This is a genomic window from Acidiplasma sp. (genome assembly GCF_038728925.1).
Classification (GTDB): domain Archaea; phylum Thermoplasmatota; class Thermoplasmata; order Thermoplasmatales; family Thermoplasmataceae; genus Acidiplasma; species Acidiplasma aeolicum.
In genome coordinates, this window is the sequence record NZ_JAVYSZ010000001.1 from 159,538 (window position 1) to 184,614 (window position 25,077).

Below are 25,077 nucleotides of genomic sequence, written 5' to 3' on the forward strand. Positions count from 1 at the left end.
ACCAGTATTATAAATTGCCTAATGAAATTAACTTATTTATTGGTTTCGGATTTTTGATTATACCAGATGCAATTAAAACTCCATAAGCCCCAAGATTCATTGAGTTTTTTACATCCTCATATGTTTTAACACCAGCACCGACAAGGAGTTTAATATTCCTATCATTGCATATTTCGGATGCGTTTTTTATTATGCCAGGTTTGGCATTTGAAACAGAAATATCACCACCTATTAATTCCGGTGGCTCATATGCTATATACTCGGGATCGTATTTTGAATACTCTCTAACCTCATCAAGGCTCTCCACACAAAGAACAATTTTGAAATCAAGCTTTTTTGATTTTTCTATTATTTTAATTATATCTGATTTTGCCATTCGTCTCTCTGAATGGTTTAATAATGAGCCATTTACTCCTATATCGATTAATGATTCCATTGAAATAGAACCTGTATAAGCGCCATAACCATTGGCATCAACTGTCTGAGAGAATATATTAAGGCCGGTAAATTCAGTCTTCAATCTTAAATCTATTGGGGACAGACAATAATAGATATTTTTATTTTTAAGTGTGTTAAAATCCTTTAATAGTTCCTCGCATGATTTACCAACAGCATTTTCGTAATGCTTAAAATTTACAAATATTTCTGGTTCCATGTATTGGTATATAATTATTGTAAATATAATAATATGCCTTATAATTATTGTTTAATAATGTACAACTTTGAAAATATTAGCATAAATTATGACAGGATTACAACCATTGAAACCCTGGGCATGGATATGTACTGGAGAAATGCTATGGTAAAAAAAATAAGGCTTCCAAAAAATTCATTCATACTCGACGCCGGGGCTGGTACGGGAAAATTAAGCAATGTTCTTACATCAAAATTTAGGGATGGCAGAATTTATTCCATTGATATAAGTCAAAAAATGCTAGACCAGATTAAAAATAAAAGGTTAATAAAATTACGGGCTGATGCTACTGAAACAGATTTTCCCGATAACTATTTTGATCTGGCCGCATCAGCATTTTTAATAAGGCCCCTTAAGGATAAAATAAATAATTATTTTTATGAAACACACAGAATTTTAAAGAAACAGGGCTTTTTTATTATAATGGAAATATATGAGCCTGATAACATGTATTTCAGGTTTTTATTTGATTTTTATCTTCATAAAATACTAAGAAAGATTGGAGACGCATTAACAAAAACTGATGCATTCTCATATTTTTCAGAATCTATAAGAGAATTTTATTCACCAAATCAGGTGTCAGAATTACTCAAAAAACATGGATTTAGGATTATCAACATAAGGAGTTTTTTATCCGGGTCCATTGTAATACATACCAGCATCAAAATTTAAATATTTATACATAAATAATATTCAATAATGATTATATATTATGTATAAATATACCATTCATGATATCAGCAATTAATAGTGAGATAATACCAGAAAACTGGTACAATGTAATTCCGGACCTGCCAGAACCACTTCCGCCACCAAAGGATTCAAAGGCGGAATTTTCATCCATAAATCTGCTTAATAAAATACTGCCAAAGGAGGTTTTAAGGCAGGAATTTACATTTAAAAGATATGAAAAAATACCGGATGAGGTAATAGAACAGTACGAGCAAATAGGAAGGCCCACACCGTTAATAAGGGCAAAAAACCTGGAAAAGTATCTGGATTATGGCGGGAAGATATTTTACAAATTTGAGGGCGCCACAGCCACAGGTTCACATAAGATAAATACAGCCATTGCACAGGCATACTATGCAAAAAACGAGGGGGTTAATGGTGTAACAACAGAAACAGGTGCCGGGCAGTGGGGATCGGCAACAGCCCTGGCTGCATCATTATATAAGCTTCCAGCGCAGATATTTATGGTTAAGGTCAGCTTTATACAGAAGCCACTTAGAAAAATAGTCATGAACCTTTATAACGGCAACGTTGTTCCAAGCCCCTCAAACCTGACCGAATACGGTAGAAAAATATTAAGTGAGAACCCTGACCATCCGGGAACCCTTGGAATAGGTATAAGTGAGGCTGTGGAATATGCCCTTGATCACGATTACAGGTACATGGTCGCAAGTGTAATGAATAGTGCACTTACACACCAGAGCGTAATTGGGCTTGAAACCAAAAAACAGCTTGAACTTGTTGGAGAGCATGCAGATGTTTTAATAGGATGCGTTGGTGGTGGCAGTAATTTTGGAGGTTTTACATTTCCATTTATACCTGACCATCCAGATACTGAGATAATTGCCACAACAGCAGATGAGGTCCCCAAATTTTCCAAGGGAGATTATAAATATGATCTGATGGACTCTGCCGGGGTTCTGCCGGAGGTTAGGATGTATTCACTTGGTGCAGATTTTGTTCCACCCACAATATATGCGGGTGGTTTAAGATACCATGGTGCATCACCCTCATTATCCCTTTTAATAAATAAGGGCAGAATTAAAAGTGATGAGGTAAATCAGGAAGAGGTAAAAAATGCCATAAGAACATTTGCGAATACGCAGGGAATAATAGCAGCACCTGAATCTGGTCACGCAATAGCAACAATGCTAAATTATGTAAAAGCTCATAAAAATGAGAAGAAAACAATAGTTGTGAATGTGAGCGGGCATGGCCTTTTGGATTTATCCATTTTCCAGTGAGGTAATATGAAAAATCTAATACCATATTTCACACTTGGATATCCGGATAACAATACATTAAAAGATTTTTTAATGGCAATGCCAGTGAATAAAATAAACTATATTGAGTTTGGATTCCCATCAGACGACCCCAGATATGATGGGCCAACAATAAGGATAACACACAGGGTTGGAAATCAGAATTTCAATGATGGGTTTTATAAACCAATATTCCAGTATTTTAAAAGCAACGGTATTAAGATGTATTCACTATCATATTATTCTGATATAGGGCCAAAATTTGAGGATTTTATATCCTATTTAATATCAAGAGGTTTTTCCGGAATCATAATTCCAGACCTTATCATAGATTATTATTCAGAGGCCGAGGAGAAAATATCGTATTTAAATAATAAAAATTTTGAATACATACCCTTTTTTTCACCATCAACGCCCGATCATATAATTAAGAAAATAGCAGAAATGACAAGTTCATGGATTTATTATGGACTTCAGCCATCCACAGGTATAGATATACCATATGAAATAGATTATACAACAGAAAGGATAAATCAGCTTTTGCCCGGCAGGGAGATTACGTATGGCTTTGGAATAAAAACTGAGGATGATATAAAACAGTTGATGAAAAACGGTGGATCGGGAGTTGCCATAGGAAGTTACATAGAAAAAATGCTGGAAAAGAATGATAAGAAGGGATTTTTAGATTATATAAATAAAATAAGGGGTGTACTGGATGATGAATGATGATTTTAATTTTGAAAATTATAAAAATCTAACATTTGATGAGGCAAGAGAACTGTTAATAAGGGCCCTAAACATGCCCGATGAATTCAAGGCGCAGTTTCTAACATTTATGCACAATAAGGGCGAAACTCCTGAGGAAATTTCAGGATTTGCAGATGCTCTAAGATCTATGGCCAGAATAAATATCAAATACAGTAATTTAACAGATATAGTTGGTACTGGAGGTGATAAAAAAAATACCGTTAATGTAAGTACTGCTGCCAGTATTGTACTTGCATCGATCGGCATAAAAATAGCCAAGCATGGTAATTTTGGCGCCACAGGAAGCCACGGAAGTGCCGATCTTATGAAATATTTAGGTTATAAATTTAAAATGGATGAGGGTGAAATAATCAATAATCTTAATGCAAAAAATTATGTTTACATACTTGCACCGGAGTACAATGAGAACTTTGCAAAATTTGCCTCGGTGAGGAAAAGTCTTGGATTCAGGACTGTATTTAATATACTAGGACCCCTAACAAATCCCCTTAACCCACATAATCTGGTTTTAGGTGCATATGATGAGAAAATAGCAGATATGTATGCGAATGTAATTCTTCATGACCATAAGAAGGGGGTGGTTGTTTTTGGAATGGATGGAATGGATGAGATATCCCCATTTGATGATTCAATACTTTACATCATTGATGGGTATATAAAGTCATATAAAATAAGGCCCCGGAATTTTTTTGATATGGAAATAGCCTATGATGATATTATTTCAGTGGATCCGGAAAAAAGCTTTAGAATGGCAGTGGATGGCATGCTTGGTAAAAACAAAAAGGTGTCTGAATTTATAGCCATAAATGCTGCTCCTGCACTTATAATAAATAATTATGCCGGTACCATGGATGAGGCATATTCAATTGTGCTTGATCATATCAGCTCTGGATCTGTAAAGAATAAAATAAAGGAGGTGTTTAATTGAAGGTAAAAATATGTGGAATTACAAATGTGCATGATGCTGAATACTCAATTAAAAAAGGGGCTGAATTTATAGGGGTCATTCTTGATTATTCTGTTAAAAGGCATGGTACAGAGGATCTAATAAAAGAGATTAAAAATATTAAGAAAACCGGCGTGGTTGGCGTATATACATCAATGCCTGATGCAAATGAAATCAATGAGGATATTATACAGCTTCATTTTGATCACTCTCCGGGAGATGTTAAATATATAAAAAATGTTCTTAAAAAGAATGTAATTTCGGTAATAGACATTTCAAAAAATGATTATTTAGAAAGAATAGATGAATATAAAAAGGCAGGATCCGATTATATACTCTTAGAGGATAGATCAGGTATAGTAAATCGCATGGATGATCTAAGAAATATTGATCTTACAGGTATTGGACTTGCAGGGAAAATAAGCCCTGAAAATGTTTCTAATATTTTATCATTAAATCCGGAGTTTATAGATTTAAGCAGTTCGCTTGAAAGTGAAATAGGTAAAAAATCGGAAAAAAGGATAGATGAACTTTTCATAAAACTAGGTGAAAAAAATGCTCTTAAACAGTATTAAAAAATGTATTGATAAAAATTTTGCATACTTTGTTAGGTTTGATGCGGACAGAATAAATGGTACTGAATATTTATTTGTATCTAATAAGAATCCCATCATGATAAATGAAAATGCAATTGATAAGTTAAATTGCATTGATGAATATTTAAAAAATTCTTCCATGGTACCAATGTTTGTTACATATGATTTTGTTGATTCAATATATCCGGATATAGGGATTAAAAAATCATCATGGCCATCTGTGGCCATGCTTATCCCTGAAAAGGTTTATACAGGAAAAATTGTGAGAAATAACAGTACTAAAAAAATAAAAAATGAGAGCATAATGGATAATAATATGGAAAAAATTGTTTCTGAGATAATAAATAGAATAAAAAATGGTGAACTTCTGCAGATGGTAATATCAAAGAGATTTGATGTTGATGGTTTTAATGCGATCAGCCTGCTCAGGAATTTTCTGGAATATGATAAATCAATGTATGTTTATTACTACAAATTTGGTGATATGGAAATAATAGGTAGCTCACCGGAAAACCTGTTTACATTAAATGGAAATGAAATAATGATAGACCCAATTGCTGGAACAAGAAAAAGAGGTAATGACGAAATCGAGGATTTAAGACTTGAAAAAGAACTATTAAGTGATGAAAAGGAGCTTCTGGAGCACAGGATGCTTGTTGATCTGGCAAGGAATGATCTTGGAAAGATATGCATACCTGGTTCAGTAAGGGTGGTAAAATCCATGACCATAGAAAAATTTTCAACAGTACAGCACATAGTTAGCCAGGTTACCGGCAAATTAAAAACAGAAAAACTTGGTGATATACTTGGGGCAGTTTTTCCTGCAGGCACTGTAAGCGGAGCACCAAAGAAGCGTGCCATGCAGCTCATAAATTTATACGAGGAAAAGCCCAGAGGGCCTTATGCCGGTACACTTGGGATTGTCGGCAAGAATTATGCTGATATGGCACTCCTAATAAGGAGTTTATATAAAAATAAAGATGGTTCATATATACAGGCAGGTGCAGGTATTGTTAAGGATTCTATCCCAGAAAATGAAATTCATGAAATGTATTCCAAGGCATTAACTGTTATAGGTGGTTTATATGAAAAGGATATTAATAATTGATAATTACGATTCCTTTGTGTATAATATATACCAGTATGTTGCATCCATGGGGGTTGATGTAAAAATTTTGGAAAATGACATGATAAGCCCTGAAAAATCAGATTATGATGGCATAATAATATCCCCGGGCCCAGGCAATCCAAAAAATATAGAGGACCGTGGAAAACTGTACGAATTTATAGATAATAACAGGCATAAGAAATTCCTTGGAATATGCTTTGGGCATCAAACACTAGCCTATTATCTTGGTTCAGATATCAGGCTATCAAAAAGAATTATGCATGGGCAGATAGATGCCATTAAACACTCAGAAGGCATCATTTATAATGGTATACCAGAAACGTTTAATGCAATAAGGTATCATTCCCTAGTCGTTACTGAAAACAGCAACATTATAGTTGATGCGGTATCCATAACTGATGGCGAGATAATGGGTTTCCATTCACGCGATAACCACTTTTTTGGAGTCCAGTTCCATCCCGAGAGTTACTATACAAATGATGGATATAGGGTCTTAAAAAATTTTATTGATGCAGTATGATAGTGGATGATATTTACAGGGAGAATTACAGTAGAGAATTAATTATGGACAATAAACGCATTAGAAATACATTGAGCCTAAAGGATTCATTAAAAAGTTCTAAAATAAAACCAGGAATTATAGCTGAGTATAAAAGGAAATCACCATCAGGTTTCAACAATATTGTTAATAATGATATATTTAAATACTATAATAAGATTAAGGAAAGCGTTGCAGGATTCAGTATTTTAACGGAGCCCCATTATTTCAATGGGAATCAGTTAGATGCTGTATCCGTGCAATGCTATAGCAAACCAATATTAATTAAAGATTTCATATCTAGCACGGATATGATAAAATCATCCTACATGATCGGTGGAGATGTGTTCCTGCTGATAGCAGATTTCCTTGACTACAATAAAATAAGGGAATTTATAAGGTACGGGGCCTCATTAAATATGGAGGTGCTCCTTGAAATACATGATATGAAAAAAATTGGCAATATATACCCAGATGAAAATGTATTGCTTGGCTACAATAGAAGAAATCTTGAAACATTAAAAATAGAAGATGAATCAGAAAATGCATATGACTTCCTAAAAAAATTTGGTTTGCCACTGGTCCTTGAAAGCGGTATTTCCCTGGAAAATGTGGAGGCCCTGCCAATAAAGAAATATGACGGGCTTCTTATAGGAACAGCACTGCTTTCAGGTGAAGGTTTAATAAATAAAATAGCTAGTGGTAAAAATGATTGACATAAAAATAAATGACGAGTTGGAATTAACAGATGATAAATTCCTCATGATCGCCGGACCGTGTTCAGTGGAAAGTGAGGAGCAGATACTTGGCGTTGCCAGGGACCTCAAAAAAATCGGTGTGAATGTTCTCAGAGGGGGTACATTCAAGCCAAGAACGCAGCCGGAATCCTTCCAGGGACTTGGTGAGGAGGGATTGAAGCTTCTGGCAAGGGCAAGGGAGGAAACAGGCATGGCAATAATTACCGAGGTTATGGATGAGGAAAACCTGCCACTTGTTGAGGAATATGCAGATATAATACAGATAGGTTCCAGAAATTCACAGAATTTTTCTCTTCTTAAGGCAGTTAGTAAATATAATAAGCCAGTACTTCTTAAAAGAGGCTTCGGAAATACAATTGATGAGCTGATAGGGTCTTCAAAATACCTTGCACTTGGCGGTAATAAAAAAATAATGCTGGTTGAAAGAGGTATAAGGACATTCGAGACCTCCACAAGGTTTACACTTGATGTATCTGCAGTTCCGGTTCTGCATGAAAAAACAGAATACCCTGTTTTAATAGACCCAAGCCATCCGGCAGGCATAAACAGATACGTGGAACCACTGGCCATGGCGGGTACTGCGGCTGGTGCTGATGGGCTGATAATAGAGGTTCACCCAAATCCAAAGGAGGCTTTAAGTGATGCTGCACAGCAGCTAACAGTTCCAGAATTCATGGAACTTTATGATAAAATTAAAAGAATAACAGAAATTACGAGAAAAAATATAATATAAATTATCCTTTCATGACTGCAAGCGGCGTTAATTTCAGTACAGGCCTTGCGATGTTAGCCCCATTAACAACCTTTATAACCTCATCAATATCCTTATAGCTTTCTGGTGATTCCTCGGTTATAACCTTTTTTGTTGCTGCCCTTATATATATGCCCCTATCATTGAGTTCCCTTAGAACAGATTCCGGTGTGAATTTTTCATTGGATGCCTTTCTGCTTAAGACCCTTCCTGCACCATGGCATGAGCTTCCAAATGAATTTTTCATATTTTCCTGGGTACCAACAAGAACATAGGAGGCTGTGCCCATATCACCTGGAATTATAACAGGATATCCTGTACTTGAAAATTTTCCTTCTGCAACACCTGCCGGAAATGCCCTTGTGGCACCCTTCCTATGAACAAGCAGCTTCCTCTTGGTATTTTCTATAATATGATATTCCTGCTTTGCCATATTGTGTGCAAGGCTGTAGAGTATATCCATACCGAGTGATTCATAATCTCTTTTGAATGTTTCCTCAAAAACCTTTCTTATTTTATATGTAATTATCTGCCTGTTAACAAAGCCGAAATTGGCAGCTGCATTCATGGAGTTTATATAACGCTGCCCTATTTTTGATGATATGTACACTGATGTTAACTGTTTATCATTTTCATTTTTTATACCTTCCCCAGAATTCAAGATCTCAGTTATAAAATCAGTTGCCACCTGATGACCAAGTCCACGTGAACCTGTGTGTACCATAATGGTGACCTGATCGGGTTCCATTCCAAACATTTTGGATGTTTTATCATCCATAATTGAACTGACGCGCTGTATCTCAAGAAAATGATTTCCACCCCCGAGAGTACCAAGTTCATTAATACCGCGGGCCATTGCCTTTTCACTTACATAGGATGCATCACATTCAATTTTTCCGGATTCCTCAGTATTTAACATATCATTTTCTGTTGCATATCCATTTTCCAACGCCCAGTAAATGCCCTCAGAAAGTATATTGCTTAATGATTGCTGGTTCAATCTAAGGCTTGACTTATGATCTATCCCTGCAGGTATTGATTTATAAAGATTTTCAATAATATCAGCAATTTTATTTCTTACTTCCTGATATTTTAAATTTGTTTTAATTAGGGTTACCCCACAGTTTATATCATAACCGACGCCGCCGGGAGATACGATGCCGTTATCATAATCAAAGGCTGCAACCCCGCCTATAGGAAAGCCATAACCCATATGTATATCCGGCATGGCTATTGATGCCTTGACTATCCCGGGCAGCGATGCCACATTTCTAACCTGTTTTATTGGCTCATCATTTGTAAAATTTTTTAAAAGTGTATCATTTATATAAATTATACCAGGAACTTTCATACTTTGGTCCTCTGGCAGTTCGTAGGCGAATTCACTGATTTTTTTAAGATTAAACATACATGTGTATTTAATCATAAAAGATAATTCTTTAGAAAAAGTTAATAAAATAATAATGGGATACAGGTTAAATGTCAAAAACCTTTAATATAGATTCATTTAGCGATAGAAAGAAATTTGAGATAAAGCTGCAGATAGCACTGTTAAAAAACACATTAAAGATAAGAGAAAATTCAAATGACCCATCAAAATATGATGAGTATATAAATGAAAGAATAGAAAAATTAAAGGAACTTCTGGGCACAACATCAAGATTTACAATAAAGGAAGACGATAAGATTCTGTATTCAATTGATAATGATAAAATTTAGATAATAATATATAAAGCCTTGTCATACATTAACCATGGAGGATTACTCTATTTTCAAGGAAATAAATGAAGACGCAGATACGCTTAACAGGCATGTTTTGATAATTAAAACATTGCTGCATGAGCAGCCTTTGGGGATAATTAAAATATCCCAGCAGACAGGCATACCAGAACATAAAATAAGATATTCATTAAGGATACTTGAACGTGATGGGATTATAGAGGCATCAAGGGAGGGGGCAATACTTACCTCAACGTTTCTCGACCGGCGTGATGAAATATTAAAATACGGCAGGGATGTTATAGATAAAATAGAATCTATATATAACGATATAAAAAATATTCTGGAGAGTAAATAATGATGTTATGGAAAAAATCCCAAAAGAATGATCTTGAGATTAGAAGGGCAACACCGGCAGATGCTCGTGGAATAATAAACTGCATGCAGAGCGTTATGGATGAAAAGGTATACCTTGTAAGCGAGTATTATCTTTTAACTGAAAGGGGGGAGCAGGAAAGGCTAAAAAATCCCGATGAGTTAACATTAATATGCCTCAATGGCTCAATGGTCATTGGTGTTTTAACATTGCAGAGGGGGCTTTATAAAAAAAACAGGCATACCGCCAATCTGGGCATAGCAATTAGATCTGGATACAGGCATATGAAGATAGGTACAAGGTTAATTCTTGAGGCACTGAAATGGGCAAAAAAGGAGGGCATAAAAAAGGTAAATCTGGAGGTATTTTCAACAAATGTAAATGCCATAAAGGCCTACAGAAAAATCGGATTTGAATACGAGGGTGTCAGAAAACATCAGTTTATAATAGACAATAAATACGTTGATGATGTATTAATGACCTTTTTTACCGATACGCTGAATGAAAATTGATGGCATCCTGAAAAACATAAAAATTTAAATGTGGTTTTTGTATTGCGCATTTTATGTGGAAAAAAGCCTGTAAAACACTGTTAATAAAATATCTTTCAGTTTTTATAGGCGTTACTCTTGTGCTTTTTATTATTGAAAAATTAATTCCGTCTTCATATATCTATGCAGATTATAACTCATTGTCCAGCGCAAATAACATTCTTGGATTAAACAAACCTCTTTTTATACAGTATTTCTATTTTATATATGATTTAATAACATTAAGGCTCGGAAATACATCCAATTTGATATATTCTGGGAGTACCCATACAGGTATAATGGAAATGCTGCCTGAAACACTTTTTTTAATAATTCTGGCATTTATTGTTATACTTGTAATTTCATATAAAATAGGCTTCTTCCTTGGATTCAGATCCATGAAAGATCAGAGACTTGATATAAATATTTTTCCTGTAACTGTTTTATATTTTATTTTACCAATAGTTTTTATAGGTATACTTTCTGGGGTATATAGAATATTACCATACAGATATATAATGCCTGAATACTATGCAGCAAAATATTCATGGGTTATCTATGCAAACAACGGTATAATAATAACAAGGCCAACAGATATTATACTTTTTGATGCGATTATACATGGATCATTAGGATTCCTTTACTATTATTTATTAAGGTTTGTAATGCCATTTGTCTCAATTATTATACCGGTGGCATTGTATCTTACCATATTTATTAAGAGGCTTACAACAATTGAATACAAAAAAAAATATGTTAGGATCAGAATTTTAAAAAATGTTGATGATGATAATTTTATTTATCATATTAAGAGAAATATAAGGTATATTATGCTTCATGAGTACAAAACAATCTTCGGAATTTATTTAAGTGGAATTATAATAGTTACATACATTTTTTCATACATGAACCTTGGTGAATTTTTTATATATTCAATAATTGATTTTCCTTCGGGATTGATGGGCATGCTTGGTTCAGCTTTCATATTCTCTTCAATGGTTATTGTCTTTAATTTAATGATGGATATAATGATACTTGGGGGCACAAAAAATGCAGAGGAATATTAGAAACTGGAACCTTGAACTTATTGTATTTCTTGCAGTATTCTTACTTTATATTATTTTTTACATTCTTGATGAATTATATCCCTATTATCTTGGTGTTAAAAGTATATACAGCCTTATTGAATTTAGTTACAATAAAACTTTATTTCCAAGCCCGCCAAAATTTTCTGATGGATGGCACTATTATTTTGGTACCTCAATATTTGGAATAAATTTACTTCCGGCAATGCTGGCCACGCTAAAACTGGATTTAACCTTAACATTTTCCTCGGTTTTTCTTGCCCTTTTAATAGGATTTATAATTTCCTTCCCCGGTTATTATTTAAGAAATAGGATTTATAGTAAAATAATAGGACTCTTTAATTTATCCCTATTCAGCATGCCTTATATGGTGTTCATATTAATATTAATGTACATTATAAGACCGTCAATTTATGGCATAATAATAGGTGCAGGAATTTCATGGTTTCCATTTTATATCAGGCGCCTGATTAATCTTAAAAGACCTGAGGGAAATTTAATATATTTAATAAAATATGTCTTTAAAAAATTGATTCCATATATATTTTCAGATATTGGAACAATGTATGCAATTATTAATTTAATTTTATTTTTTGGTATTTATACAAGCAATTTTTTGCTGGTTAATCTTGGTACATTAATGTATATTAACGGCAACGGAATTACATATTTATCCATTGGAATGTGGTGGGTTGAAATGTTTCCAGTTATTTTTCTGTCATTATTCGTTCTTTCTGCCCACGGGTTAGGCTATGGCATCAGGAGGTCCGGAATCTATGGAAAGGAATAATCCGGTTATTAAATTCAATAACTTCTCGGCTATTAATAATAAAAACCTTAGACTATACGGATTAAACCATGAAATAATGGATAATGAAAGCGTACTCCTAATCTTTAATGATGAGAGAAAGGATCTGTTTATGTCCATTTTTTATCTTAATGCCGATGAAAATATTAAAGTATCAGGAACAATGGAAATTCTCGGTGAGGATGTCTCAGGTTTAATTAATAGAATTAAACGATACAGCATGAAAGATAAAAATTTAATGGCCGCAGCATACTCGCTTAAAAATGTGTTTATAATACCTGAACACGCATGCGAACTGTTTGATAAAACCTTAAAAATTAAGGATCAAATAATAGATTTTATACCATATTCTGCAAGGGTAAGGATATTAAATGCTGTTTTAAGAAGGGAAACATTTTCTAGGGAGGATATTAAACTTTTAATGGATGGTTATAAAAAGTATCCTGATACTGAAAATTATCTTAGATACTGGGCAACAGAATACGGCGTTATTAATAAATTAAATGAAATAAAGAATGTACTTGAAAGATCAGAGGAGCCAGAAAATGAACTCATGGAGATTATGCTGTTCCAGAAAAAGGGCATAGATCTTGCAAATATAGTTGAATTAAGGGATTTCTATAGATTTAAGGATGATTATGTCAATATTTATTATAAAAAAAATTCTAAATATAATTACAGCTATGCAAGGGACAAGATTAGAATAGATATGGAGAAAAAAAATTTTAGATTTTTTAATCTTTTGCTCAGGATAAACAGGCATGGAATAGAACATGATCTTAACAGTGAAATAAACGCCTACATACTCGAATATTTAAAATATATGAATATAAAATCTGATACTTCAGAACTTAATAAATACCCCCATGAGGTGGATCCAGAACTGCTTAAGCATATACTGCTTGCTATTTATGCATTCTCCAATGTAAAATTACTTATTATTGAGGAACCTGGAGATGTGGATGGAAATTTACTAAAAAATGTAAATATATTATCAAAGACATTTAAATTTGCCACCCTGGCAGTGGCATCAGGACCAAGGGCGGTGATTCAATTTCCATGGGCATTCAATGATGTCTGCGTCATATATGCAGGCATGCCTGTGGAGAAAAATTCAACAGTAAAATTTAATAATGAGCAGCTGCACCCATTTTCCATGGATATGATGTCGGGAAGAGAAATAAGCAGGGAGGAGAACAGGGTTGGATGTCCATATTTCTGGAACTGCAAATATGCAATGGATATATGCAAGGACAATAAACCGGCATTCACAGATTATTACAACGGCAGGGTGGCATGCTTCCTATACTCGAGTTTAAAAGAAACTAATATAATGTATTAAATGTTATTATGTTATAATTTTTATTTAAAGAGTACCTAAAACCATAAATACTGGATCTATGAATATGTGTTATTGTTACATTTTCATTTGTGAATATATAAAGGTAGAGCATGCTGAGATTTTCCTGGGCATCGGTTATGTTCTTACTTGAATAATTAAATGTTAGTTTATTTATTGAGGCACTTAAATTTAACATAAGTTTGGTCTGATTTTTGTGGCTTTTATTGTACAGTCCTATGCTGAAACCGTTCTGATACATGTATGTTCCATTTTCTGGATTTCCAAGATAGCTAATTTTCTCGGTTAAATTCATATTTAAAGGTAAAAGTGATAGGTAAATAGGCATTGGATTATTACCATAAAATTCGTATGATTTCATTTTATCTCCTGTAACTGGAATTATTATTACCTTTAATCCTTTTATGACATCCTGCAAATTGTTAATATATGTAACAACCTCCGGGTCATTTATTATAGAATTGACAAATAATGGTATTTTTAATGTGGCGTTATTATAGAGAAATACACCACTTGAATTTTTTATATTATATTTATCACCGGCATTTAACACAAACTGATCCCACAGATGCTTGGAAAGTGTCAGGTTATTTCCTGGATATGCATTATAAAAAGCCTCCCTGACAGTTATATTTGAGAATAAATTATATGGCATATTAAAATAACCGTAGTTTCCAAGCATTGTTAGATTTACATTTGAATTAAAACTGTATATTTCGGAATATGTTACATTGCCCGATATTGAAATATTATTTATTGCACTGAACGCATTTGAATATTCATATGGCACAGAGGTTATCTGCAGTGCATTTAATCTTAATCCCTGCAGCCTGCCTGCCAGAGAAAGGCCGTAATATATTTTTATTATATCAAAATGCGGGATTGGATTATATTTTGTTCCCATGAAAAACGGGTTTCTTATAAGCGTGACAGCGTTTTTATTTAAAGATAGAATTTCATAGGGGCCATCAGAGATGATGTGGTTTACAAAGTAACTGTAGTTTCCATCTTCATAGTTTGACCTGAATTTTTCTATTCCAGCGTTTGTAATATTTAGAACAGCACCATGCTGGATCATATAAGAGGCCGATGTAATAAATGCACCAGGAGATGTGAGTATTCTGTAAACTGTTTCATTGCTCATTGGATGGGTAAAATTTATTGTAATAGTGTTTGATGTATTGCTATACGATATTGCGTTCTTTATATTATTATATGTTACATTTGTATAATAGTTCCCAGGGATTACGTACTGAGCAAGCAGCCATCCTGGTGATTGGGGTGTTACATTGTCAAGGATTATGTCAGTTACAAGTGAATAATAAACATCATAGGCATTTACAGTTTCACCATTCTGAAACTTAAATGAATTTGATATTTTAAATATAAAGGTTTTGTTATCATTTTTTATTTCTGGGTAATCTGCTATATTTGGATAATACTTGCCTGAGGTCTGATTATAATAAAATAGGAATTCCTCGGTGTTCATTAAAATCTGCATATCCCCAGACGTATATGCAGTTTCTGGATTAAGATTGTTATATGGTGATGATGAGGCGAATGCAATGTATGGCATGTTCTTATCTATATAAATATGTGGGATTTTGGATGTTATAATAACATCCAGAAAATATTTTGATGATATGATATCACTAACACTTCCCGATGATGAAACGTTTCCAGAATATGTAACAAGCTCCATTGTATAATTTCCTGGTGCAGTATGATTAAAATTAAAAATTAAATTTTTATATACATATGATTTTGAACTGTGATCAAAATATGTATTAATGTTAAAAGTTTTTATAATATTTCCATTTTTAAAAAGATAAAATGTTCCTGAAATAAGGCTGTAATTAGGATCATCAGGAGGTGTAAATGATCCCGATATATTCATATTAGTATTAGGATAAAAAATATTTGAGTCAGGATTTATGGGTGACCTTGAATAATTATACACTGACAATATGCCCTGTGCCGTATAATTTGAAAAATAGTTAGAAGATACATAAACTGGTATATAATAATCTGGAAATAAAATACCTGAGGTAAAGACTGCAAAATAATGTATATAATATATTCCTGGATTTGTATAAATATGGCTTATGGTGATGACTGTACCGGATGTGCTTATATTTGAGTTTGTATTATCCCCCCAGAAAATTTTCACGTATTTTGGTGGCTGATTAAGTTTAATTGTAATATTATATGGCGTGCCAGTGCTTACATAATTGCCTGCTGATGCAATGGAAGTTTCAGGTGCAATTTGATGCGGATGTAATGCCGAGAGTATTGAAAATGATGATATTAAAAGGATAATAATTACAATTATAGCATACCATTTCCTCTTGGATGATCTGACCCTCTGCGGAAAAACTTTTGGTTCTGGTATGTTATAATTCATTTTAGGCTTATTTTAATTAAAATATTTAACTTTTCTTAATAATTGGAATTGGTTGCATAATTAATTTGCCATAAATTTGATCCAAATATAAATCACATCCATTCAATCATATTTAAAATTAATTGACTTTTTTAAGATTAAAAAGATCAATTTTTATTCTAGACTTTAGAGAAAAATTACAATTTAAACCAATACCAAGATGATTAATAAAAAGGATATTAGTACTAGATAAAATTCATGAAACTGATTATTATGTTTAATTCTTGGATTTAAATTATTAATGTAAGGAAATTCGCTTTTAATTTTATCATCCTGTTTTAAAATCTCCAATGTTTGTACCTTTCCTGTTATATATGTTAATTTTGCTAATACAACACCTATAATATCATCAAGATATATTGTTTGAGCATCAATAGACGCGTTATTATCACCCTTGGCAAAAATTTTATCCCCCATAATTTTAATTATTCTATGGGTTACAATTCCAGAATTATTCAGTGGTGAATATATGGCGGATGTTCTATATGTTATTATATCACCCATACTTAATTCTTCTATGCTGTTAACTCTCTTAATAATAAGAATATCTCCCCCCTCTATGACAGGGGTCATACTTTTTCCCCTCGCTATTACATAAATGAGGTCACCATCTATTTTACCTATTTCATTATTAGAATTAAATATTGAAAATAGTGAATATAACATAAAATAATTGGAGAAGGTACCAAATAATATTAAATACCAAATTGATGAGTGTATTGTTTTTGCACCAACTAAACCAAATAAAAATAAAGAGATGAAAAAATAAAGGCTAAAATATTCTAGAGGGGACATGAAAGTTCCCCTGAATAACTTAAAAATAATGATGAAATCAACCACCAGAATATATAAATCAATAAAATAGAAGGCCTTAAGCCATACAAACGTGATGTTCCTAGTAATCAATAAAACTTCAATAGGCCATGCAAACAGAAAACTCATAAGGGACATAATAAGTCCAGAAATGATGTATTTTAAATATTTTTTAGGGAATATAAATTGCTTATTTTCTTTAATTGATTCCAATACAAACATGAATAAAATAAAAGAGGAGGCAGCGGCTATTATTGTTCCAGAAATTTCCAGAATAGCGTTTGGTAAAATATAATTAAAATATCCGCTTATAATAGCGTCTGCCAGTACTGGCATTGTAATTATAGCCATGAAATACGAACCGGCGAAGGTTGGAATATATAGAAATGGGCCACCCAATATTATTAATGAAAGAAATGCTAGATTATGTAAAATTATGAAAGACGAAGTATTTTTATAGACAGCTACAGGCTTCAAAAATTTATCTGCATAGGGCTTACTTCCAACCATGCTGAAAAATAAAGGTTTATATATCAATGCTAATGCAGAAATCACAATGGTAAAGGAAAAAATAAAAATAAATAATAGGAGAGAGTATATAAAATATGTACCTAACTCCTTTTGGTTTTTAGAAAAGAACTTACCCTTAAAATATAAAATTATTGGAAGGAGTGGAAATAACTCCAGTAATGCATATAAAGGCTTTAAATACCTGTTTTATAATAATTCATTGACAAAAAGCTTAGATACAGTACCAATGCAATAAATATTTCTCTTTTAATTGTGGAAGAAAGTATGAATATAGATGTATGAAAAAAGGCCACAAAAATTATGGCAAAATATAAAACTAAAAAATAATATAAAAAATAGGAATAAATGTCATAATTTAAGCTTTTTATTTTCTTAGTCATGCTGATGCACCTGATATTGAAGCCGGTATCATCCATCCCCAAAATTCCAAAACATCGAGAACGGTATACCTGATAAAAATTATTGTTGTTCCGTCAATAAAGGCTTCATATCCTGCTGTGCCCAGCAGATATTTTATTGCAAATCCTGCAGGAAAACCCAGAGCACTGAGAGATAACTCAGCTGAAGAAAGTGATATGTGATTGGTAAAATAAAGAGCTAAAATGGCGCTATTTCCGTACAAATTTATACCACTTAATGTAATTGCCAACAAAGCAGTAAAAGATGAAAACAACACCGCAATGCCAATCCATCTATAGCTTCTATTTTTAGTCGTATAGTTATTCATAAATATTATAATAAATAATTGTATATATATATCGATACTATTATTAATAAATAATTTATAAATAAATCTATTAGAAATAAATCCACGTATTTATATAAATGAATTTCTAGTAATCTTGTTATGGTTTCTGTTAACCATGTTAACAAACACCTATAGATCTAATCTTTTTGATGCTAAAACTTTCTTCATATAAACCAATAACTATATACTGGCAAATGCCTCAGAGACTGCTTTTTTTATAAAAATTATATGATTCATTTAAATCAACACGCATTAATATTCACTGGAATATTTAAATTTTACATTAAAATTATACATACATTAAAAAAATTAATAAGATAATATATTATTGGTATTCATGGTTTTTAAAGCAGTTGTAATGGCTGGCGGAAAGGGTACAAGACTCAGACCAATAACATATTCCATTCCAAAACCAATAATACCTGTGGCCGGAAAGGCATGCATGTCATATCTTCTTGACTCTTTCTACAGGGCCGGAATAAATGATGTCATAGTCACAACAGGTTACAAATTTGAGGCCCTTATTAAAAGTATAATTGAAACAAAAAATTCGGATCAGAGCATATTATTTTCTGTTGAAAAAGAACCGGCGGGTACGGCAGGCAGCATAAAATTAATATCCAATTTCATAGATGATACCTTTGTTGTTGGCAGCGGGGATATATTATCTGATTTTGATATAAAGGATATTATCAATTTCCATAAAAAGAATAATGCCAAAATTACCATAGTTTTAACAGAGGTTTCTGACCCAAGCCAGTTTGGGATAGTGGAGCTTAAGAATAATAAAATAACTAAATTTTTGGAAAAGCCATCAGAATCGGAAACATTCTCACATATAGCCAATACAGGCATATATGTTATTGAACCCGAAATATTATCTTACATTAAAACAGTGCCCTATGATTTCGCACGTGACCTTTTCCCAAGATTATTAAGAAAAAACATTGACATATATGGTTATGTTGGGAAGGGCATATGGCTTGATACGGGAAGGCCCAACGACCTTATAAGGGCAAATCAAATAATGGTCAATAAGTATGGTAGAGAGTACAATGATGAGCTTATAAAGGGAAAAAACATAATAGAAACATCATCCAAATTTGATTCATGCCAGATCTATAACAGTTATATAGGGAACTCAATAAAAATTGACAGGGATGTTAAAATAAAGAGCTCGGCCATATATGATTTTGTTAATATAGAAAAAAATGTTGAGATAGAGAATTCAATATTAATGCCCAATGTAACAGTTAGAGAGAATTCAAAAATAAAGAATTCTGTGATAATGAGGGATTGTGTTATTGGCCAAGATTCAGAAATTGTGGACAGCATAATATCACCAGAACTGGAATTAAAGGGTAAATCAAGAATATATAACGTATCACTGGCATCAAAGATTATAGAAGATGATATATAAAGAATATATAAAGAAGTATTATTATAACAACTATTATCATGGATATATAAATCATTTTTTTATCATTACCAAAAATAATTGGTATGGGCCCAACCATTATAAGGCCACCAAATGAATTTTTTTTATTCTTATCCTCATTTATTACATTTTTATCCTGATTTAAATTCTGATAGATATCATTATTATAGTAATCATCGTATTTATTTTCATATTCATTCCTTAAGACAAATATAGGGGATATAAAAAGCATAATAAAACCTATAAAAATTAATAAAAATGGTATTATTGAAACAGGATTGGTACTTATAATAAATGGAAAAAAGAGAAATAATCCAACCTTATCTATGCCCAGCACGGCGAAAATTAATGATAATATAAATCCGGCAATTATTAATAAAAATCCTACCTTGTAGGTTTTCATAATTACAGGAAACCAGCCTTTTGCAAAATTAAAAGATCCTCTGTGGTAAGCTGCTCTCCGGCCTTAAACTTCTCATAAAGCTCTGAGGCCTTTTCCTGAAGTTCAGATTCTTTTTCCTTCTTTTTGCTAACCTTTGTTTTATTTTTTATGGCATATATAGCCTTTTCCAGATCCCTTAAATCGTTCTTTGCCTTTATAAATGCGGCATGCTCCTTTTCTGATTCCTGACTGTATTTTACAAATAGTTCATGGTTCTCATCTGCTGTATGGCGTACCTCATCAAGCTCCTGAAGCATGGTATTGATCTCATCACTTAATTTCGAGATCTTTTCTGACATTTCCTCTATCTGCTTTTTATACTGCTCTCCAAGTGCTCTTTCCTCATTAATTTTATCAGTTAGCTCCTTTATGTCCTTATTTTTTAATAGTTCCTCCTCCCTGTTTGCCTTGGCCTTCCTGATTTCATTGTTAAGTCTTCTTATTTCCACTATAATTTTATTTTCTTCCTCCTTTGTAAGCTCTGTTGTCTGCTGCCTTTTTTCAAGATACTGGAGTTCCTTTTCCTTGGCCTTAATATCCTTAATATCCAGTCCGGACGCTTCCCCGCTTTTAATTTCCCTGAGCTTCTTTTTAAGTTCTGATAGATTTTTATAATGCTCCTCCTTTTCTTCCCTTAAGGTTTTGATCTTCTCAATAAGGTCGTTTTTTTCAGCGATCTTAGCCTTGGCCTGCTCCCTCATTTCATGGGTTTTCTGATTAAGTTCGTCCCGGATCTTGGCATATTTTTGCGCCTGTGCATTAGCCTCATCTCGCTTTTTAATGTGTGATTCAACCTCTTCCCGGATTGATTCTCTCTTTGTTTCAAAATCTTCTAAAAGATCGGTCATGATAACACTTCGACAGTCTTTTTACTGCAAGATTATTTTAAACATCTTACAGTTCCAAGATTTGTATTTAAAAAGACTATATAAGTATTCCTATAATTAACTTCATTAATACACATTTAAATGCAAAATCTGTTATCACGAATATCCTTATTTATCCCAATATTTAAATTTATATTAATCTTATAATAAAAATATGAATTAATATAAAACCTCTAAATTATTAAAACTATCCCGGCAAGATACAAAATATAGATTATTATGCACGCAAAAACTAAGGATATTAAACTTGATAAATAATAAATTTTCAGTGCCCTTTTAATATCGTTGATATTGGGTTCCCTGCCAGATTCATTTATAATATACTCACCAACCTTTTCAAGCCTCACGTTTAATATTCCAGCCATTGAATTTATACTAAATCCGGCATTAACACTATCTGTTGAATTAATACCGGTTCTGAATTTTGATTTATAGCCAAGAATCATTGAGCTAATGAAAAAGATAATACACGAAAGCCTTGCAGGTATGTAGTTAATAATTGTGTCTGCTAGTGCAGTAAAATATCCAAATTTAATATTTTTTTTATCCTTATATGCCACCATTGAATCCATAGTATTTATGGCCCTGCATGCCAGTGCACCGGCCAGCCCGGTAAATGAGTAAAAAAAAATTGGGGTGAGGTAACCATCAACAAAGCCCTCGGCTATTGTTTCTATAGCGGCCGATGATATAAGACCCGGTGTCATATTCTCGGTACTGCGCCTGACAACAAGTGATGTACTTCTCCTGGCCATGTCAATATTGTTTAATTCCAGTGCATGAATAATTTTTAATATATGGTCATGCATGGATTTTACCGAAAATGTGGACTTCAAAATATAGATGGAAATTAAAAGATAAATTAAGATTGCATAGGGATTATTGAGGCGAAATATTAGAAATAGGATTGCTGAGGGAATTACATATAAAATAATGATAAATAAAAGAAATAAAAGCCCTGCAATTCTTTTCTGGCTTATTTTTCTAAAATAAATGGATGTAAAATCAATGATTTTTCCCAGAATCACAACCGGATGTATTTTTAATGGTGGTTCGCCAAGAAAAATATCATATATATAAGAAAATATCAGAATAATAATTGGAAACAATATAATTAGTGTCATAATATCAGTTCTTTAAGATATTTTTCATTTATGCCTGAAATTATGGACCTTGATATTGTATCTATGTTATTATTTAGTATGGAGTTATAATTCTGGAATTTTAATCCAAATAGATACTCCAGGAATTCAGTGTTTTCAAAGATCCCATGTATGTTTGTTCCAATTACGTTCTTATTGATTGAGCCCTCATAGCCCCCGCACAATTCATTTAAAGGGGCATCATTTTGATCATAAACTGATCCAAAATGTATTTCATATCCATTAAAAAATGATGTATTACCAAATAGTTTGGAATTTAGCCTGTATGTTACACCACGTGCAGTTTTCTTTTCATTGTAGTATGTTACAGCATCCAGTAAATTGAGACCGGTATATTCTGTTTGTTCTGATTCTATTCTATGTGGGTCCATTATTTTATTTCCAAGCATCTGGTATCCACCACATATGCCTATTATTATTGATTTTCCTGACATCTCCATTATTTTTTCATATATGCCATGATTTTTAATATATTCAAGGTCAGAGTATACAAGTTTCGATCCTGGCAGGACTATTATTTTTGCATCCAGAATATCATCAACATTATTTTTGTCAACATAATTATAACCTATACCAAATAAATATAATGGATCAAAATCGCTATAATTTTCCATGTGTGGATATTTTATTATGGCCACATTTCTGCTGTAAAGTTTTGAATTATTATAATTCATGGAATCCTCTCCTGGAAGATTTATGTTTGTATATTTAACTATGCCAATAATTTTTTTCCCGGTAAGTTCCTCTATTTTATTTATGCCTGTTTCAAGTATTGATGTATCACCCCGCATCTTATTTATTATTATATATTTTAATAGATCAGGTCTCTCCATTAATTTTACTGTACCATAAATGGAGGCAAAAACGCCACCGCGGTCTATGTCGGCAACAAGTATTGCAGGCGTGTTATAGATACCTGAAACAAAGGTATTGGCAAAATCACTGCCAAACATGTTAATCTCCGCGGGTGATCCGGCACCCTCGGCTATAATAATATCATAATGTTCAAGCAGATAGTCAAGGGATTTTTTAATAACATCCGGGGCATGCATTTTAAGATAATTAAAATATTCATTTAGTGGCATGGAACCTTTCGATTTTCCAAGTTCTATTAACTGTGATTTTCCTGAACCCTCTGGCTTAAGTATATACGGATTCATATGGACGTCTGGTTCAGTCCTTGCGGCCAGCGCCTGCAACCACTGAGCACGGGATATTTCCCCATCATTTCTTATGGATATTGAATTTAATGACATGTTTACAGCTTTAAATGGTGCGACTCTAAAGCCCAGGTCAGAGTAGTATCTGCATAGAGCCATGGCCACAGTGGTCTTACCTGAATCCGATGTTGTGCCAAGAACCTGTATTATTTTACTTATATAAATCACCCATGTATTCCTTTATCTTTGATATTAGCCTAACATTTTTATTCCTCCGTTTAACAGAAATTCTAATATAATTTGTTCCAAATTCCTTATAATCATCAAGAATCCTTATTAATATGCCGTTTGATTTTAAAAATTTATCAAGATCAAGTGTATTTATATGTTCGGGGGCCTTAAATGTTATATAATTTGCAACCGGTTTTCCAACAGGAGTGAAACCAAGCCCCAGCATCCTTTTAATAATATAATTTCTCTCAAGCGTAACCATCTCTGGAAGTCCTGCCAGATTATTATAATTAATTTTAGATATATATTTAAGTGATGCAGAGGACATACGCCATGGATCAAAATCATGTTCCATCATGATGATATTTTCAGGGGCTGATGCCACATAGGCGATTCTAAGACCGGGAATTGAAAAAGCCTTTGTTAATGACCTGCACACAAATAGATTGCCATATTTATTAATCAATGAAATTTCATTTAACGGCCTTTTTTCTGAAAAATATATAAATGATTCATCAAGAAAAACACGGGCGTTTTTTAACAAACTTATATTTAATATTGCATTCATAACATTGGCTTCCATTAATTCTCCGGTTGGGCTTGATGGATACACAATAAATATTGAGTTAAAATTATAATTTTTTAAAATGTATGGATTTTTTTGAATCACATATAAAGGAATCTCAACTTTTTTGGAGTTTGATCTTGCATATAAATATTCATTGAATGTGGGGGTTATAATAATTATATTGCCTGATGAAAGCAGCATAATTCTATGGATAAAATATGTCAATCCTGGGACAATTAATATATTATCTTTTTTAAATTCCCCTCCTGATATGTAATTTTTATAATATTCATAATCTGTGTCAGGATAATTTTCAATGCATTCCCTACCCATGGTAATCTCGGGTAATTTAATAAAATCATTCATGCTAGAGGAAAAATCAATGATTGATTTTATGTTAAAACCGTTTTCCCTTGCAGTTTCATGGACCCTGCCACCGTGCATCATTGTTAATATTTATTAAATTATTTAATTTTATTATAAATGAAATGCCTTATAATATTAATGTATAAAATTTAACTTTATAATAACTGCATCTAAATTTTTGGGTCCTAAAAATTCATTTTAGTTTTATTACAATTTTTTTCAGGAAAAGTTTATG

The 25,077-nt window shown here is 32.7% G+C and carries 27 protein-coding genes; 17 read left to right on the forward strand and 10 right to left on the reverse strand.

Translation table 11 applies throughout. The annotated features are described in order from the left end of the window. Positions 1-7 precede the first annotated feature (7 nt). Positions 8-655 carry a triose-phosphate isomerase gene (locus QXW15_RS00950; protein WP_287950585.1) on the reverse strand — a complete coding sequence of 216 codons (648 nt, stop codon included), beginning with the start codon at positions 653-655 and terminating at the stop codon, positions 8-10. A gap of 57 nt (positions 656-712) precedes the next feature. Here QXW15_RS00950 and QXW15_RS00955 point away from each other — a divergent pair, with 57 nt between their 5' ends. From QXW15_RS00955 to aroF, 9 genes are read left to right on the forward strand one after another with little or no spacing between them, the layout of a single operon-like run. Beyond that, positions 713-1,366, forward strand: coding sequence for a class I SAM-dependent methyltransferase (locus tag QXW15_RS00955; protein ID WP_342789764.1), 654 nt, complete (start codon positions 713-715; stop codon positions 1,364-1,366). 59 nt (positions 1,367-1,425) lie between these two features. Then, a complete protein-coding gene (locus QXW15_RS00960; protein ID WP_342789765.1) occupies positions 1,426-2,670 on the forward strand; it encodes a TrpB-like pyridoxal phosphate-dependent enzyme in 1,245 nt (414 codons plus the stop codon). Between the two features lie 6 nt (positions 2,671-2,676). Beyond that, on the forward strand, positions 2,677-3,414 hold the full coding sequence (locus tag QXW15_RS00965; protein WP_342789766.1) for a tryptophan synthase subunit alpha: 738 nt from the start codon (positions 2,677-2,679) through the stop codon (positions 3,412-3,414). Continuing rightward, positions 3,404-4,384, forward strand: a complete 981-nt coding sequence (gene trpD / locus QXW15_RS00970; protein WP_342789767.1) for an anthranilate phosphoribosyltransferase — start codon at positions 3,404-3,406, stop codon at positions 4,382-4,384. The genes QXW15_RS00965 and trpD overlap by 11 nt, the downstream gene beginning before the upstream one ends. After that, positions 4,381-4,977 (forward strand): phosphoribosylanthranilate isomerase, encoded by a 597-nt coding sequence (locus QXW15_RS00975; protein WP_048102147.1) that lies wholly within the window; start codon positions 4,381-4,383, stop codon positions 4,975-4,977. The genes trpD and QXW15_RS00975 overlap by 4 nt, the downstream gene beginning before the upstream one ends. Further along, positions 4,958-6,106: an anthranilate synthase component I gene (locus tag QXW15_RS00980; RefSeq protein ID WP_048102201.1), complete on the forward strand. Its 1,149-nt coding sequence runs from the start codon at positions 4,958-4,960 to the stop codon at positions 6,104-6,106. The genes QXW15_RS00975 and QXW15_RS00980 overlap by 20 nt, the downstream gene beginning before the upstream one ends. Beyond that, complete coding sequence (locus QXW15_RS00985; protein WP_048102146.1) at positions 6,084-6,647, forward strand: aminodeoxychorismate/anthranilate synthase component II; 564 nt, start codon at positions 6,084-6,086, stop codon at positions 6,645-6,647. Before QXW15_RS00980 ends, QXW15_RS00985 begins: the two co-directional genes overlap by 23 nt. Further along, on the forward strand, positions 6,644-7,381 hold the full coding sequence (locus QXW15_RS00990; RefSeq protein WP_048102145.1) for an indole-3-glycerol-phosphate synthase: 738 nt from the start codon (positions 6,644-6,646) through the stop codon (positions 7,379-7,381). Before QXW15_RS00985 ends, QXW15_RS00990 begins: the two co-directional genes overlap by 4 nt. Next, positions 7,374-8,156 (forward strand): 3-deoxy-7-phosphoheptulonate synthase, encoded by a 783-nt coding sequence (gene aroF / locus QXW15_RS00995; protein ID WP_052656839.1) that lies wholly within the window; start codon positions 7,374-7,376, stop codon positions 8,154-8,156. Before QXW15_RS00990 ends, aroF begins: the two co-directional genes overlap by 8 nt. Before the next feature lies 1 nt (position 8,157). On the opposite strand, the gene QXW15_RS01000 is transcribed toward aroF, so the two are convergent. Further along, positions 8,158-9,582: an RtcB family protein gene (locus QXW15_RS01000; protein WP_287950591.1), complete on the reverse strand. Its 1,425-nt coding sequence runs from the start codon at positions 9,580-9,582 to the stop codon at positions 8,158-8,160. A gap of 71 nt (positions 9,583-9,653) precedes the next feature. Between QXW15_RS01000 and QXW15_RS01005 the strand changes: the two genes are divergently transcribed. The 6 genes from QXW15_RS01005 to QXW15_RS01030 are packed head-to-tail and all read left to right on the forward strand — an operon-like array spanning position 9,654 to position 14,034. Beyond that, a complete protein-coding gene (locus QXW15_RS01005) occupies positions 9,654-9,893 on the forward strand; it encodes a hypothetical protein (RefSeq protein ID WP_048102143.1) in 240 nt (79 codons plus the stop codon). Positions 9,894-9,927: 34 nt separating this feature from the next. Continuing rightward, positions 9,928-10,251, forward strand: coding sequence for a transcriptional regulator (locus QXW15_RS01010; protein WP_048102142.1), 324 nt, complete (start codon positions 9,928-9,930; stop codon positions 10,249-10,251). After that, entirely contained in the window at positions 10,251-10,781 is a 531-nt protein-coding gene (locus tag QXW15_RS01015) for a GNAT family N-acetyltransferase (RefSeq protein ID WP_342789768.1), read from the forward strand. The genes QXW15_RS01010 and QXW15_RS01015 overlap by 1 nt, the downstream gene beginning before the upstream one ends. Before the next feature lie 53 nt (positions 10,782-10,834). Further along, positions 10,835-11,866, forward strand: coding sequence for a hypothetical protein (locus QXW15_RS01020; RefSeq protein WP_048102140.1), 1,032 nt, complete (start codon positions 10,835-10,837; stop codon positions 11,864-11,866). Beyond that, positions 11,850-12,674 carry a hypothetical protein gene (locus QXW15_RS01025; RefSeq protein ID WP_342789769.1) on the forward strand — a complete coding sequence of 275 codons (825 nt, stop codon included), beginning with the start codon at positions 11,850-11,852 and terminating at the stop codon, positions 12,672-12,674. Before QXW15_RS01020 ends, QXW15_RS01025 begins: the two co-directional genes overlap by 17 nt. After that, positions 12,637-14,034 (forward strand): hypothetical protein, encoded by a 1,398-nt coding sequence (locus QXW15_RS01030; protein ID WP_342789770.1) that lies wholly within the window; start codon positions 12,637-12,639, stop codon positions 14,032-14,034. The genes QXW15_RS01025 and QXW15_RS01030 overlap by 38 nt, the downstream gene beginning before the upstream one ends. Here QXW15_RS01030 and QXW15_RS01035 read toward each other — a convergent pair. Next, positions 14,018-16,456: an ABC transporter substrate-binding protein gene (locus QXW15_RS01035; RefSeq protein WP_342789771.1), complete on the reverse strand. Its 2,439-nt coding sequence runs from the start codon at positions 16,454-16,456 to the stop codon at positions 14,018-14,020. The two genes, QXW15_RS01030 and QXW15_RS01035, sit on opposite strands and share 17 nt — an antisense overlap. Positions 16,457-16,639: 183 nt before the next feature. After that, a complete protein-coding gene (locus QXW15_RS01040) occupies positions 16,640-17,818 on the reverse strand; it encodes a signal peptidase I (RefSeq protein ID WP_342789773.1) in 1,179 nt (392 codons plus the stop codon). On the opposite strand from QXW15_RS01040, the gene QXW15_RS01045 reads away from it, so the two are divergent. Next, a complete protein-coding gene (locus QXW15_RS01045; protein WP_342789774.1) occupies positions 17,817-18,074 on the forward strand; it encodes a hypothetical protein in 258 nt (85 codons plus the stop codon). The two genes, QXW15_RS01040 and QXW15_RS01045, sit on opposite strands and share 2 nt — an antisense overlap. A 141-nt stretch (positions 18,075-18,215) precedes the next feature. Here the strand turns inward: QXW15_RS01045 and QXW15_RS01050 are convergent, their stop codons facing one another. Beyond that, the gene (locus QXW15_RS01050) at positions 18,216-18,461 is read right to left on the reverse strand and encodes a hypothetical protein (RefSeq protein WP_342789775.1); all 246 of its coding nucleotides are present in this window, start codon (positions 18,459-18,461) and stop codon (positions 18,216-18,218) included. A 463-nt stretch (positions 18,462-18,924) separates the two neighbouring features. On the opposite strand from QXW15_RS01050, the gene QXW15_RS01055 reads away from it, so the two are divergent. Further along, on the forward strand, positions 18,925-20,007 hold the full coding sequence (locus QXW15_RS01055; protein ID WP_342789777.1) for an NDP-sugar synthase: 1,083 nt from the start codon (positions 18,925-18,927) through the stop codon (positions 20,005-20,007). Here QXW15_RS01055 and QXW15_RS01060 read toward each other — a convergent pair. From QXW15_RS01060 to QXW15_RS01080, 5 genes are all read right to left on the reverse strand, one after another. Beyond that, positions 19,988-20,428 carry a TIGR00304 family membrane protein gene (locus QXW15_RS01060; protein WP_342789779.1) on the reverse strand — a complete coding sequence of 147 codons (441 nt, stop codon included), beginning with the start codon at positions 20,426-20,428 and terminating at the stop codon, positions 19,988-19,990. The genes QXW15_RS01055 and QXW15_RS01060 overlap by 20 nt on opposite strands. Before the next feature lie 2 nt (positions 20,429-20,430). Continuing rightward, the gene (locus tag QXW15_RS01065; RefSeq protein WP_048102131.1) at positions 20,431-21,315 is read right to left on the reverse strand and encodes a coiled-coil protein; all 885 of its coding nucleotides are present in this window, start codon (positions 21,313-21,315) and stop codon (positions 20,431-20,433) included. Positions 21,316-21,527: 212 nt separating this feature from the next. Next, positions 21,528-22,478, reverse strand: a complete 951-nt coding sequence (locus tag QXW15_RS01070; RefSeq protein WP_048102130.1) for a cobalamin biosynthesis protein — start codon at positions 22,476-22,478, stop codon at positions 21,528-21,530. Further along, positions 22,475-23,905, reverse strand: a complete 1,431-nt coding sequence (locus tag QXW15_RS01075) for a cobyric acid synthase (protein ID WP_236689105.1) — start codon at positions 23,903-23,905, stop codon at positions 22,475-22,477. The genes QXW15_RS01070 and QXW15_RS01075 overlap by 4 nt, the downstream gene beginning before the upstream one ends. After that, the gene (locus QXW15_RS01080; protein WP_162200889.1) at positions 23,889-24,920 is read right to left on the reverse strand and encodes an aminotransferase class I/II-fold pyridoxal phosphate-dependent enzyme; all 1,032 of its coding nucleotides are present in this window, start codon (positions 24,918-24,920) and stop codon (positions 23,889-23,891) included. Before QXW15_RS01080 ends, QXW15_RS01075 begins: the two co-directional genes overlap by 17 nt. Positions 24,921-25,077: the final 157 nt, after the last annotated feature.